This window comes from Promicromonospora sp. NPDC019610, assembly GCF_044389365.1.
GTDB lineage: Bacteria > Actinomycetota > Actinomycetes > Actinomycetales > Cellulomonadaceae > Promicromonospora.
Genome location: NZ_JBIRXX010000001.1, coordinates 360,305 through 372,561, shown reverse-complemented (window position 1 = coordinate 372,561; position 12,257 = coordinate 360,305). Strand labels below are relative to the sequence as shown.

Sequence of the window (12,257 nt, the reverse complement as noted above, 5' to 3'; positions counted from 1 at the left end):
CGCATCGTGCTGCCGACTCCGCCCACGCGTCAGATCATGGGCAGATGTCCAGCCTGCTGCACGCCGTCCGCTCGGCCGTCGCCCCGCTCACCCGTACGCGGTTCTTCCGGGCCGTCGGCCCCGTGGTGCTGCCGCCCGCCGAGCGCGTGCTCGCCTGGTGCTCCGGCGGACGCCTGCAGATCAGCGCGCTGCTGGTGCCGTCGCTCGTGCTGCACACCCGGGGCGCGAGGTCCGGCAAGCCACGGGACACCTACCTCATGTACACGCCCGACGGCCCGGGCCGGGCGATCGTGGCGGGCTCGGCGTTCGCCCAGGACCGGCACCCCGCGTGGACCTACAACCTGCTGGCCCACCCCGACGCGAGCATCAGCGTGCGTGGCCGCCACATCCCCGTGCACGCGACGCTCGTGGAGGACGGCGAGCGCGACGCGATCTGGGCGCAGATCGAGCGGCAGTGGCCGGGCTACCGCGGCTACGAGCGGGCGTCGGGCCGCAAGGTGCGTCTGTTCCGCCTGGAGCGGCCGCAGCGGGCGTAGCCTCGCAGGCATGGCGTACGACCGGGTCCTGGCCGACGAGATCCGACATGCCCTGGCCGGCGAGGACGGGCTGTCCGAGAAGCACATGTTCGGCGGGCTGTCGTTCCTGGTGGGCGGCAACCTCGCGGTCGCGGTGCGCGACGACGGCCTGCTGGTCCGGGTCGGCGCCGAGGCCGCCGAGGAGCTCGCCCGCACCACGGCCGCCGGGCGCGCGGTGATGGGCGCCCGGACCATGGCGGGCTGGCTGGACGTCCCGGCAACCGCCGTGGCCACCGAGGCGGAGCTCATCATCTGGGTGCGGCGCGGGGTCGGTTTCGCCCGGACGCTGCCGGCCAAGTAGGCGTCGGCCCGTCGACCATGCATCTGCTGCCGGAAACCGGGCCGGCGTGGCAGCAGGTGCCTGGTCGCCGGGCCAGGCTCACCCCTGTCGGGCCAGCATCTCGCCGATCACGCGGGCGCCCTCCGGGAACGCGCCCGGGTTCGGGCCCGAGTAGTTGAGCCGCAGGTAGGCGCCCGTCGGCTCCGCCGGGAACCACTCGTCGCCCGCCGCGATGATCACGCCCGCCGCCTCGCAGTCCCGGACCAGGCGCGCGACGTCCGTCGGGTCGGGAAGGCGGACCCAGAGATTGAGGCCGCCCCGGGGTACGGCCTCGACGCGCGCGTCCGGGACGTGCTCCCGCAGCGCGCCGAGCAGCAGGTCGCGCCGGCCGGCGAGCTGCTGGCGCAGCCCGCGCAGGTGGGTGCGCCAGGCGGGCTGCGTCACGACGTCGAGCGCGACAGCCTGCAGCATGCCGCTCACGTACAGGGACTCGGCCTGGGCACCGGCGAGGATGCGGTCCCGGGCCGGGCCCCGGGCGACCAGACCCGCCACCCGCACCGCCGGCGAGACGCTCTTGGCCAGGGAGCGCAGGTAGACCACGTGGCCGTTGTCGTCGCGGGTCGCGAGCGGCACCACGTCCTCGGCGATGCCGAAGTCGTGCGCCCAGTCGTCCTCGATCACGTAGGCGCCGTGCTGCCGGGCCAGCCGGAGCACCTCGTCGCACAGGTCGGGCGACCAGCGGGCTCCCGTCGGGTTGGCGAAGTGCGGCTGCGCGTAGAAGGCGCGCGCGCCGGTCTGCTCGAACGCGCGCGCGAGCGCCTCCGGGTCCGGACCCTCGGGTCCGCTGGGCACGGGGACGACCCGCACCCCGACCTGGTCGGCCGCGAGCAGGGCGCCCCAGTAGGTGGGCGACTCGACCAGCAGCGGCCGGCCCGCGCCGACCAGCGCACGGAAGGTGATGCTGAGGCTGCTCTGGCTGCCGGGGAAGATGACGACGTCGCTCGGCGCCGGCGGGGCGACGCCGGCCGGTGACGCGCCGCCGACCTCGGCCGCGAACCAGGCCTGCAGCTCCGGGACGCCGGCGGCGGGCGACCGGGTCACAGCGGCGTCGCTGCGTGCCGCCCGGGTGAAGGCCGCGCGAACCAGCCGCTCGGGCAGCAGCTCGCGGTCCGGGTATCCCGAGTGCAGCGCGATGACGTCGTTCGGGACGGTGTGCTGAGCCCGGGAGAGCTGCTGGGCGGGCTGCCGGCGGGGGCCGAGCGCCGCCGTCTGCCAAGCGAAGTCGTGGGGGCGTGCCACCCGCACGGCCCGCACGAACGTGCCGATCCCCGGCCGGGTCTCCACCACGCCCTGCGCCACCAGGGTGCGCAGCGCCTTCTGCACCGTGACCGGGCTCGCCCCGTAGCGGGCCACGAGCTCCCGGCTGGACGGCAGGCGCGCGCCGGGCGCCGCGGACGCGATCCAGTCACGCAGGCCGGCGACGATCCGTCCGCTGCTATCGTCATACATGACAGCCAACAGTAGCGCTACCCTCCCGACGGACCACCCGCTATCGGCCTCGCGCGCCGGTCTCTGGTGGGGGCTCCTGGGGGTGCTGGCCTTCTCGTTCACCCTCCCCTTCACCCGCGTGGTCGTCGGCTCCGGCGCCATGTCGCCGCTGTTCGTGGCGTGCGGGCGCGCGGTCGTGGCCGCGGTACTGGCGGGTGCCGCGCTCGCGGTCACGCGGCAGCGCCGGCCCCGCGGCGCCCAGTGGGCGCGACTCGCGGTCGTCGCGGCCGGCGTGGTCGTCGGCTTCCCGGTGCTGACGTCGTTCGCACTGACCACCGCGTCGGCCGGTCACGCCGCCGTCGTGATCGCGCTGCTGCCCGCCGCCACCGCGGTGCTGGTGGTGCTGCGCGGGCACGAGCGGCCGCGGCCGTCGTTCTGGGTGATGGCCGCCCTGGGCGCGGTCGCGGCGATCACCTTCGCCTCGGTCCAGGGCGACGGGTTCGGCGGCCTGGGCGGCTCGGACCTGCTCCTGCTCGCCGCCGTGGTCGCCTGCGGGTTCGGCTACGCGGAGGGCGGGCTGCTCTCGCGCGAGCTCGGCTCGTGGCAGACGATCTCGTGGGCCCTGGTGCTCGCCGCGGTGCCGATGGCGCTGCTCACCACGGCCGCCGCGGTGCGGCAGCCGCCGTCGGGCACACCGCTCGACTGGGCGCTGTTCGGCTACCTGGGGGCGGTGAGCATGTTCCTGGGCTTCGTCGCCTGGTACCGCGGCCTCGCGATCGGCCCGATGGCGCAGGTCAGCCAGGTGCAGCTGGTCCAGCCCGTGCTGGGCATCGGCTGGGCGGCGCTGCTCCTGCACGAGCAGACCGGCTGGGCCACGGCGCTCGGCGGGGCGGCCGTGATCCTCTGCGCCGGCATCGCCGTCCGGTCCCGCCTGCGGCAGCCCGGCTGAGGCGCACCGCCGGGCGTCAGGCAGACTGGGCGCACACCCGACCCTCCTCCGGAAGGATCCCGCATGCCCCCGATGTCCCGTCTGGGCCGCCTGTTCGCCGTCGTCGCCTGGATCGAGGCGTTCACCTGGGCGGGACTGCTGGTCGGGATGTTCCTCAAGTACGTCACCGAGACCACCGAGGCCGGGGTGTGGCTGTTCGGGCGCCTGCACGGCGGGGCGTTCGTGCTCTTCGTCGTGGTCACGGTGGTCGTGGGGATCAGGCTGCGCTGGGGCTGGTTCCGGACGCTCGTGGCGCTGGCCTCGTCGGTGCCGCCGCTGACCACGCTGCTCGCCGAGTGGTGGCTCCGGCGCACGGGGCACCTCACCGGCCCTGCCGACCGTGAGGCCGCACGCAAGCCGAACGCGGAGCTCCAGCCCACGCGATGACCCGGCCAGGACGTGCCGAAAAGCACATGTACCACGTGGCAACGGTGTCGTAGCATCGAGAGGTCGGCTGTGCGGCACGCAGGCCCGGCCGACGGACCGGTCACACACGAGGAGCGAGAGATGCGGGAACACACCGCGGGATGCGGGGCGGCCGTCTCGGCCTGCTCGGGCAGCGCCCGGACCCGCGCTACAGCCCTCTGACCTGGTCACACCGCTCGGAGGGCGGGCGCGGCATCGTCCCTTGCCCTGCCGCCGGCCGGCCCGGTGACCGACACGTGTCGGTGAACCGTGACGCCGTCGTGCGCGCCCGACGACGGGCGCCGACCGGTGGTTTCCGTACGACCGGAAGCCGAGACACCTGATGAACCCCCTGACCGAGAAGCAGATCCGCGCGTCCTTCCAGAACGCGAGCAAGCGCGAGGCCGCGCAGGCGACCCTCCCCGACCTCGACGCCCTCGACTGGGAGCGCCTCGACTACCTCGGATGGCGTGACCGCAAGGCGCCGCTGTCCGCGTACGTGGTGCTCGAGCTCGACGGCGAACCGACCGGGGTGCTGCTGCGCTCCACCGACGCCAAGGCGGGCGGCAAGCGCACCAAGGGCGTCTGCGCCTGGTGCGAGGACGTCGTGGTCACCGAGGACGTGTCCCTCTACGTCGCCAAGCGCGGCGGTGCCTCGGGCCGCAACGGCAACACGATCGGCACGCTGATCTGCACCGAGTTCGTCTGCTCCCGCAACGTGCGGCGCACGCCCACGTTCACCGAGGCCGGCAACGACCCGGCCATGCGTGAGCTGATCACCGACCGCCGCATCGCCGGTCTGCGCGAACGCGCCGCTCGGTTCGTGGCAGAGGTCGGCAGTACGCGCTGATCCTCGCGTCGGGCGCACAGGTCCCGCGGGCCTGTGCGTCCGACATCCGTGGGTGCGGCGTGGACGCCGGGGAGTGGGCACACCTCCGGTGGTTCACGCCGCCGCGCCGTCCTCGGCCCGCAGGCGCGCGGCGGCCGCTATCGCGGCCTCGCACCACACGACGGCGGGCCGGTCGACGGCGCCGCGCATCACGATCTGGCGGCACAGCTCGCCCAGCCCCTCGGTGGCCGCCCGCTCGGCGTCCACCCCGGGGAACATCCGGTGCACGGAGAAGACGACGGCGCGGCGGTGCGCGGCCCACTCCGAGGGGTTCGAGGCCAGTCCGTAGGTCCTGCTCTTCGTCGCGGTCATGCCCTGAAGACGCGGCCACCCCGCCGATGTCACAGCACTTCGGCAACTTTCTTCGCGGCGGTTTCCTGGCGGGGCGACGTAACCTCGCCACGTGCCCCTCTCCGACCGCGAGCCCCGCCTCGACTCCGCCGACACCCCGGTCCTGTTCGCCGCCTACCTGGACTACTACCGGCAGGCCGTGGACCGGAAGGTGCGTGGCTTGTCCGACGCCGACCTGCGCGCCTCCCGGCTGCCGTCCGGCTGGTCGCCGCTCGAGCTCCTGATCCACCTGGTGCACATGGAGCGCCGCTGGTTCCGGTGGGGATTCCTGGGCGAGCAGGTCGACCGGCCCTGGGGCGACCACGCGGACCAGGACCCCCACGGACCGTGGACGGTGCCCGACGGCGTGGGCCCGGACGAGCTCCTCGCGGCGCTGCACGCCGGGGGCGAGGCGACACGCGAGGTGCTCGCCACGCACGACCTCGCGGAGCACGGGGCGCTCGGCGGCCGGTTCACCGAGGACCCGCCCACGCTCGCGTGGATCTGCTTCCACGTGCTGCAGGAGTACGCCCGGCACGCGGGCCACCTGGACGTCGCGGCCGAGATCGCGGGCGGCGCGACGGGCGAGTAGCCGCTCGCACACGACCTGCACGGATGTCCACCGCGGCACGCGCATCTCGCGGCTAGCCTCCGGGCATGCACACCCCGCCCGCACCCCGTCCGTCCAGGTCAGCACTGCGCACAGGCCTGTGGACGACGGCGGCCGGGGTGGCCGTCGTCGCCGTCCTCGGCGCGCTCGTGGCGACCGGGACCGTCTGGCCCAACCGGATCCCGGCGGCTGCCTACGAGGTGCGGGGCGTGGACGTCTCGCACTACCAGGGCGAGATCGCCTGGGACGTGCTCGCCACGCAGGACCTCGACTTCGCGTGGATCAAGGCGACCGAGGGCGCGTCGCACACCGACCCGCGGTTCGCGGAGAACTGGGCGGCCGCGACGGGGACGGACCTGCTCGTGGGGGCGTACCACTTCATGAGCTTCGAGAGCCCGGGCGCGGAACAGGCTGCCCACCTCGCGAGTGAGGTGCCCGCGACCCCGGGCACGCTCCCGCCCGTCATCGACCTCGAGTTCTACGGTCCGTACTTCGACGACCCGCCCACGCCCGACGAGGTGTGCGCGATCCTCGACCCGCTCGTCGCGGGCATCGAGGAGCACTACGGCGTGCCGCCGATCGTGTACGCGACCGAGGAGGCGTACGACCGCTACGTCGCGGGCCGCTACCCCGACCTGCCGGTCTGGATCCGGTCGGTTGCGTGGCCGCCCCGGCTGTCCGACGGCCGGGACTGGACCGTCTGGCAGTACTCGAACCGCGACCGGCTGGCCGGGTACGACGGCGCGGAGCCGTACATCGACCTCAACGTCTTCGCGGGCACGCGCGAGGAGCTGGCGCACCTCACCCTGCCGTGACGACCGTCCCGGGCGAGGGTCAGGGCAGCGCGAGGGTGCCGACCAGGCCGCCGTCCCGCTCGGCGACCTCGAAGCCGATCCGCTCCAGCGACCGCCGCGCCCGCGCGCTCGCCACCGTGCGCGCCACGAGCCGCCGGGCGTCCATGGTCCGTGCCGCCGCGAGCGCCCAGTAGGCCACCTCGCCGGAGATGCCGTGCCCGCGGTAGGACTCGCCGAGCCAGAGCCCGACCTCGCGTGCGCCGGGGTCGCCGTCGACCAGGGCGAGGCGGGCCGCCCCCACGATCCGGCCCCGGGCCTTGACCGCCCACGTCACCTCGGGGACCGGGGCGGTCGGGCTGAGCCGGCACCGGCGGTGGTAGTCGCGGAACGCGCCCTTGCGCAGCTCGGTCCACGTGGTGCGGGCCTCGTGCGGGGACTCACCGGAGGCGGGCGGCATCACCTCGCCGGGCTGGGCCTCGGCGACGGCCAGGGCGAGCAGGTCTTCGAGCACGTCCTCGCCCACCGGAACGAGGTCCACCATCAGCTGTGATGTCACGTCGCGGATGATAGTCCGATTTCGTAGCACCCGATGCTACTGAAATATTCAACCACTTCCGGTATGGACAAAGCGGGCATCCCGGAAAAGACTGAGGCCACCGTTTCTGGACCTGATCAGGAGGAATGCTCGTGGAGACCGTGGTACTTGATCCCGCCGGCGGCGCCGTGCTCGAGGAAGCCGCCCGCCTGCGCGCGACGGGCCCGGTCGCACGCGTCACGCTGCCCGGCGGGGTGGAGGCGTGGACGGTGACCGACGTCGCGCTGCTCCGCCCGATGCTGGTCGACCCGCGGATCTCCAAGGACTCCCACCAGCACTGGACCGCCCTCGCCGCCGGCGAGATCACCCCGCAGTGGCCGCTGTACACCTGGGTCACGAGCAAGTCGATGTTCAACTCCTACGGGGACGAGCACCGCCGCCTGCGCCGTTCGGTCGCCCGCGCCTTCACGGCTCGGCGCACCCGGGAGATGCGGCCCGCGGTCGAGGCGGCGGCCGCCTCCGCACTCGACCGGCTCGCCGCTGCCGGCGCCGACGGCGCGGTGGTGGACCTGCGCGAGCTCTTCGCCTACCCGATCCCCATCGAGGTGATCTGCGACCTGATCGGGGTACCCCCGGAGGTGCGCGGCGACATGCGCCGGTGCGCCGACGTCCTGATGGACACGAGCACGACGGCGACCGAGGCGCTGGCGACCCAGATCGAGCTGGGCAAGCTCATCGCGAACCTGGTCCAGGCCAAGCGCGAGACGCCCGGCGAGGACCTGACCAGCACGGTCGCGGCCGCGCTCACGGACGAGGAGGCCGTGTCCACCGTGCGGCTGATGCTCATCGCCGGCCACGAGACCACCGTGAACCTGCTGGCCTCGGCCACCCGCCTGCTCCTGACCCACCCCCGGGTGCTGGCCGCGGCCCGCGCGGGCGAGGTCTCCTGGTCGGCCGTGGTCGACGAGACCCTGCGCGTCGCCCCGCCCGTGGTCTACATCCCGCTGCGCTTCGCGGTCGAGGACCTGGAGCTCGGCGGCGTGCAGATCCGCAAGGGCGACCCGATCATCGCGGCGTTCGGCGCCCCGGGGCGGGACCCCGCCGTGCACCGGGAGCCCACGGTGTTCGACCCCGCACGGGCGGACCGGACGCACCTCGCGTTCGGCGGCGGTGCCCACCACTGCCCCGGCGAGCCGCTGGCGCGGCTGGAGGCCGAGGTCGCGCTGCCCGCGCTGTTCGAGCGCTTCCCCGACCTCCGGCTCGTCGAGCCGGACGGCGACCACGGGCAGGTGCCCGGTTTCGTGGCGAACGGCCCGGCCCGGCTGCCCGCGCGCCTGTCCTGACGGCGGCAGGCCGCGCGCTCGTGTGACGAGGCCGGGTGCCCGGCCCGGGCGCCCGGCCCGTCGTCAGGCGTTGACGTCGCCGTGGGCCATGGCCCGGCGGTAGGTCACCGGCATCCGCTCGGGGTGCCGCACCCAGGGCGAGTGCGCCCAGGGCAGGCCCTCCTCCGGCACGTGGAGCTGCACGTCCATGTTCCGCAGGAGCTGGTCCACCGCGATGCGCGCGATCAGGCGGGCCTGGCGCGGCGCCGGGCACGCGTGCGGTCCGGTGCCCCAGGACAGGTGGGCACGGTTGCCCACCTCGTCCCACGGGTCGCTGGTGTGCACGGCGGGGTCGCCGTTCGCGGCCGCGATCGACAGCACCAGGGCGTCGCCCTTCGCGACGAGCCGCCCGCCCAGCTCGACGTCGTTGCGCGCGAACCGCAGCGCCGGCGACTGGGCGATCGGGGACTGGCGCCACAGCACCTCGTCCAGGGCGTCGTCCAGCCCGACGCGTCCGCCGGTCACCCAGGACGCGAGCTGCCGGTCGGACAGCCGCAGGTGCAGGGTCTGCGTGATCCACGCGGTGAGGAAGATCGCGGCGGCGTGCATCGGGACCACGGCCGTCGAGGCGATCTCGCCGTCGTGCGCGAAGTTCTGGTGCACCGCGAGGAACGAGATCAGGTCCTGCCCGCCGTCCTGCCTGCGCTGCTGGATGTGCTGCAGGATCGTGCCCGCGACCCGGGCCTGCGCGGCGGCCACCTCGTCGCCGTCGGCCGCCACCACCTTGGCGGAGTCGGCCATGAGCTGTGCGCCCGTCTCGAGGTCGAACCCGAGCAGCGTCGTCATCGCGAGGAAGCCCATGGGCTGGCAGAACGCCCGGACCAGGTCGGTGGTGCCGCTCGGGCCCATGCGGTCGATGATCCGCCGGCACAGGTCGGTGATGCTGTCGCGGACGACCCGCTCGTCGAGCTGCTCCAGGGCGTCGTCCAGCGGCTTGCGGAGCCGGCGCCGCTCCTCGCCGTCGTGGTGGAACGACGACGGCCGCGGGTCGGCCGGCGCGAACGTGGCGATCGCGGTGCCGGGCGGCAGCAGGTCCTGCTCGTTCCACCGCCAGGTGCGCGGGTCCTTGGCGAAGGCGGCCTCGGAGCGCATCACCTGACAGCTCTCCTGGTGGCCCATGACCAGCCACGCGGGCACCCCGGCCTCGATCTCGACCGGAGCCACGGCACCCCAGCGCGCCCGCAGCGCGTCGTACGCCGCCTGCGGATCCACCCCGGACAGGCCGCGGCGTACCGCTAGGTGGATCTTGCGTAGTCGACCCGACCCAGGCCGAGCCACGCCGCGAGCCGCTCGATCTCGGCGTGCACGGCGTCCATCGTGGCCCCGTCGAACGGCAGGTCCTCGTGCACCGCGAAGACGTTCAGCACGCCCTCCTTGCGGTCCGCCTTCGCGTCGAGCTTTCCCACGAACCGCTCCCCGTGCAGGATCGGCAGCGCGAAGTACCCCCAGCGCCGCTTCCCCCTCGGCTTGTACATCTCCAGCGTGTACTCGTAGCCGAACAGGTCGAGCAGCCGCGCGCGGTCGGCGGCGATCGCGTCGAACGGGGACAGCAGCGCGGTGCGCGGCTCGAACTCGTCGTCCGCGTGCTCAAGCAGCTCCGGGTCCACCCGCCACTCGCCCTCGACGCCCTCGACCTCGACGACCTCGCCCGGCAGGTCGACCCACCAGGCGCCGTCGCCCGAGCGGCCCTGCACCCGCTTGCGCGCGATGCCCTCCGCCGCCAGCCGCCGGTCCACCCGCTCGCGCAGCGCGTCCTGGAGCGGCACCGCCTCGACCTGGGGATAGACCCGGTCGGCGAGGTCCCACAACCGCTGGCGGCCCTTGCGCCCCACCATCGCGAGCTTGCCCTGCATGTTCAGCGCCTCGAGCATCTCGGCCACGCTGCGCCGGCTGCTCCAGCCCTCGGCGCCCCAGGTGAACGGGACCCGGGCGGTGTCGGGCACGTCCTTGGCGAGCACCGGCCCCTCCGCCTCGACCAGCGCCAGCACCTCGCGCTCGAACTCCACGTTGTCGGCGAGCCACTGCCGCATGGTCGCGTTCTGCGGCCACTGCCCCATCTGCTCCAGGTACAGCGGCAGGTCCCCCATCGACCGCACCGTGCCGCGGAGCTGGAACAGCATGCGGTCCGTGATCGCGTCGTCGACCGCGCCCACCCAGTACTCGTTCCCGAGCCGCGACCAGGCGACGAGGTCCACCGCCGGGGCAACCGCCGACGTCGGGTCCACCGCGAGGAACGTGAGGTCCTCCACGAGGTGCACCAGGTCGACCGGCCGGTGGGCGTCGAGAAGCTGGGCGCGGAGCGCGATGCGGCGCGCCTGCTGCACGGTGAGCCGGTGGGTGGCCATGCCGCGAGGATACGGAAGCACACCCACAGTCACCCGGACGCGCCGCTCGATCTTTCGCCGTGCCGCACCGTGAAGGAAGCATGGTCCCGAGCCCGGCGTAGCCTGGGGCCCGTGGCTCACGCCTACCGCACCAGCGCCAGGATCGAGGCGCCCGCCGGCGTCGTCTGGCAGATCCTGTCCGACGTCGAGCGCATGCCCGCGTGGACCACCGCCATGACCCGCGTGACGCTGCTCGGTCCCGGGACGGCGCTCGCCGTGGGCTCCCGGGTCGAGATCGACCAGCCGGGTCTGCCGACCGCGACCTGGGAGGTGGACGGCCTCACGGCGGGGCAGGGCTTCTCCTGGTCGAGCAGCGCCACCCCCGGGGTCCGGACCGGGATCGCGCACCGGGTCGCGCCGCTGCACGGCGCCGCGTGCGAGGTCACGTTCGTCGTCGCGCGGAGCGGGATGCTCGCCGGCCTGACCGACCTCGCGCTGGCCCCGAGGGCGCGCGAGCTGGCGGACACGGAGCTGGCCGACCTGGTGGCCGAGGCGGAGCTCCAGGTGCGGGACAAGGGCTGACACACCGCCGGAGAGGCGCGTGTCGCATCATTTCGTCCACTGTTCTTTCATAGCCGTCAGGACGGCATTTCGGCGTTGAAAATGCTCCTTACCCTGGGAAAAGGCATCTGGTCGAAAAGTTACGCGCGTTTCGGACACGCCGATACTTCACGACAAGTGTTATCTGATCGAGACAAGGTGGGTACCCGTATGTAGCGTCAGATTCGCCGCGCCACCGGAGGCGCGGCCGCGGGCCCCATTCCCCAGACCGGTACGGGACCGCGCAACCGGCGACTTGGAGAACTTCGGTGAGTACCACCGTCCGACGCGGTCGACACCGCGCCGATCACGCTCCTAGCACTCACTTCATGTCCGTCACCCGCACCGCAGCACGTTCCGGTGCAGTGATCGCGGCATCATCCGGACTTCTCGCCACGGCGTTCGCACCCAGCGCACACGCGATCGCGGGAGACGGTTCGAACCGACTGGCCAAGGAAGTCGCGACGGCACCAGCCGTGCAGGTCGCGAACGACGCAAGGCTCACCATCGAGAGCAAGGCCGTCAAGGTCACCCCCGCTCCCGAGCCCGAGCCGGAGCCGGTCGTGGAGACCACCACAGAGCAGGTGACCGCGACGACCGCGGCCGCCGAAGCCGAGCCGGCCACCCCGGACTACGCGTCCGACGGTTCCATCGGAGCCCAGGCCGTCTCGATCGCGATGCAGTACATCGGCATCGCCTACGCGTACGGCGGCAGCTCGCCCGCCACCGGGTTCGACTGCTCGGGCCTGGTCAAGTACGTGTACGCGCAGCTCGGCGTCGAGCTGCCCCACTCGTCCTCGTCGATGGTGGCGACCGGGTACCAGGTGTCGTCACCGATCCCGGGCGACATCGTGTGGACCCAGGGACACGTGTCCCTCTACGCCGGCGACGGCATGGTGGTCGAGGCCGCCAACTACGGCAGTCCTGTGCGCTACACCGAGCAGTGGCAGGACTACGCGGTCTACATCCGCCCGTACTGAGCCGCACCGAGCACGCACCACCAACCAGAGCGCAGGAGCACCGCGGCGTGGGCCGCGGTGCTCCTGCGCGCCAGACT

Annotated in this window: 15 protein-coding genes; 10 read left to right on the top strand and 5 right to left on the bottom strand. The window is 73.5% G+C overall.

The genetic code is table 11. From position 1 onward, the window contains the following. Positions 1-44 precede the first annotated feature (44 nt). Both ACH45N_RS01645 and ACH45N_RS01640 read left to right on the top strand, forming a co-directional pair. On the top strand, positions 45-536 hold the full coding sequence (locus tag ACH45N_RS01645) for a nitroreductase family deazaflavin-dependent oxidoreductase (RefSeq protein WP_397390530.1): 492 nt from the start codon (positions 45-47) through the stop codon (positions 534-536). A gap of 10 nt (positions 537-546) precedes the next feature. Continuing rightward, positions 547-876 carry a TfoX/Sxy family protein gene (locus ACH45N_RS01640; RefSeq protein ID WP_397390528.1) on the top strand — a complete coding sequence of 110 codons (330 nt, stop codon included), beginning with the start codon at positions 547-549 and terminating at the stop codon, positions 874-876. A gap of 78 nt (positions 877-954) precedes the next feature. On the opposite strand, the gene ACH45N_RS01635 is transcribed toward ACH45N_RS01640, so the two are convergent. Further along, positions 955-2,364 (bottom strand): PLP-dependent aminotransferase family protein, encoded by a 1,410-nt coding sequence (locus ACH45N_RS01635; protein WP_397390526.1) that lies wholly within the window; start codon positions 2,362-2,364, stop codon positions 955-957. Between ACH45N_RS01635 and ACH45N_RS01630 the strand changes: the two genes are divergently transcribed. From ACH45N_RS01630 to ACH45N_RS01620, 3 genes are all read left to right on the top strand, one after another. Then, positions 2,363-3,292 carry a DMT family transporter gene (locus ACH45N_RS01630; RefSeq protein WP_397390524.1) on the top strand — a complete coding sequence of 310 codons (930 nt, stop codon included), beginning with the start codon at positions 2,363-2,365 and terminating at the stop codon, positions 3,290-3,292. The two genes, ACH45N_RS01635 and ACH45N_RS01630, sit on opposite strands and share 2 nt — an antisense overlap. 63 nt (positions 3,293-3,355) lie before the next feature. Next, the gene (locus ACH45N_RS01625) at positions 3,356-3,718 is read left to right on the top strand and encodes a DUF3817 domain-containing protein (RefSeq protein WP_397390522.1); all 363 of its coding nucleotides are present in this window, start codon (positions 3,356-3,358) and stop codon (positions 3,716-3,718) included. Between the two features lie 361 nt (positions 3,719-4,079). Beyond that, complete coding sequence (locus ACH45N_RS01620) at positions 4,080-4,586, top strand: FBP domain-containing protein (RefSeq protein WP_397390520.1); 507 nt, start codon at positions 4,080-4,082, stop codon at positions 4,584-4,586. Positions 4,587-4,679: 93 nt separating this feature from the next. On the opposite strand, the gene ACH45N_RS01615 is transcribed toward ACH45N_RS01620, so the two are convergent. After that, positions 4,680-4,937, bottom strand: a complete 258-nt coding sequence (locus ACH45N_RS01615) for a hypothetical protein (protein WP_397390518.1) — start codon at positions 4,935-4,937, stop codon at positions 4,680-4,682. Between the two features lie 91 nt (positions 4,938-5,028). Here ACH45N_RS01615 and ACH45N_RS01610 point away from each other — a divergent pair, with 91 nt between their 5' ends. Both ACH45N_RS01610 and ACH45N_RS01605 read left to right on the top strand, forming a co-directional pair. After that, on the top strand, positions 5,029-5,547 hold the full coding sequence (locus ACH45N_RS01610) for a DinB family protein (protein WP_397390516.1): 519 nt from the start codon (positions 5,029-5,031) through the stop codon (positions 5,545-5,547). Positions 5,548-5,612: 65 nt separating this feature from the next. Beyond that, positions 5,613-6,380, top strand: coding sequence for a GH25 family lysozyme (locus tag ACH45N_RS01605; RefSeq protein ID WP_397390514.1), 768 nt, complete (start codon positions 5,613-5,615; stop codon positions 6,378-6,380). Positions 6,381-6,399: 19 nt separating this feature from the next. Here ACH45N_RS01605 and ACH45N_RS01600 read toward each other — a convergent pair whose 3' ends face one another. Further along, a complete protein-coding gene (locus ACH45N_RS01600) occupies positions 6,400-6,915 on the bottom strand; it encodes a GNAT family N-acetyltransferase (RefSeq protein ID WP_397390512.1) in 516 nt (171 codons plus the stop codon). 131 nt (positions 6,916-7,046) lie between these two features. Here ACH45N_RS01600 and ACH45N_RS01595 point away from each other — a divergent pair, with 131 nt between their 5' ends. Continuing rightward, positions 7,047-8,237 carry a cytochrome P450 gene (locus ACH45N_RS01595; RefSeq protein ID WP_397390510.1) on the top strand — a complete coding sequence of 397 codons (1,191 nt, stop codon included), beginning with the start codon at positions 7,047-7,049 and terminating at the stop codon, positions 8,235-8,237. A 63-nt stretch (positions 8,238-8,300) separates the two neighbouring features. Here the strand turns inward: ACH45N_RS01595 and ACH45N_RS01590 are convergent, their stop codons facing one another. After that, positions 8,301-9,488, bottom strand: a complete 1,188-nt coding sequence (locus tag ACH45N_RS01590; protein ID WP_397390508.1) for a cytochrome P450 — start codon at positions 9,486-9,488, stop codon at positions 8,301-8,303. A gap of 23 nt (positions 9,489-9,511) precedes the next feature. Continuing rightward, entirely contained in the window at positions 9,512-10,621 is a 1,110-nt protein-coding gene (locus ACH45N_RS01585) for a DNA glycosylase AlkZ-like family protein (protein WP_397390506.1), read from the bottom strand. A 111-nt stretch (positions 10,622-10,732) separates the two neighbouring features. Here ACH45N_RS01585 and ACH45N_RS01580 point away from each other — a divergent pair, with 111 nt between their 5' ends. Both ACH45N_RS01580 and ACH45N_RS01575 read left to right on the top strand, forming a co-directional pair. Continuing rightward, entirely contained in the window at positions 10,733-11,182 is a 450-nt protein-coding gene (locus ACH45N_RS01580) for an SRPBCC family protein (protein WP_397390504.1), read from the top strand. Between the two features lie 347 nt (positions 11,183-11,529). Continuing rightward, the gene (locus tag ACH45N_RS01575) at positions 11,530-12,180 is read left to right on the top strand and encodes a C40 family peptidase (protein ID WP_397390502.1); all 651 of its coding nucleotides are present in this window, start codon (positions 11,530-11,532) and stop codon (positions 12,178-12,180) included. Positions 12,181-12,257 lie beyond the last annotated feature (77 nt).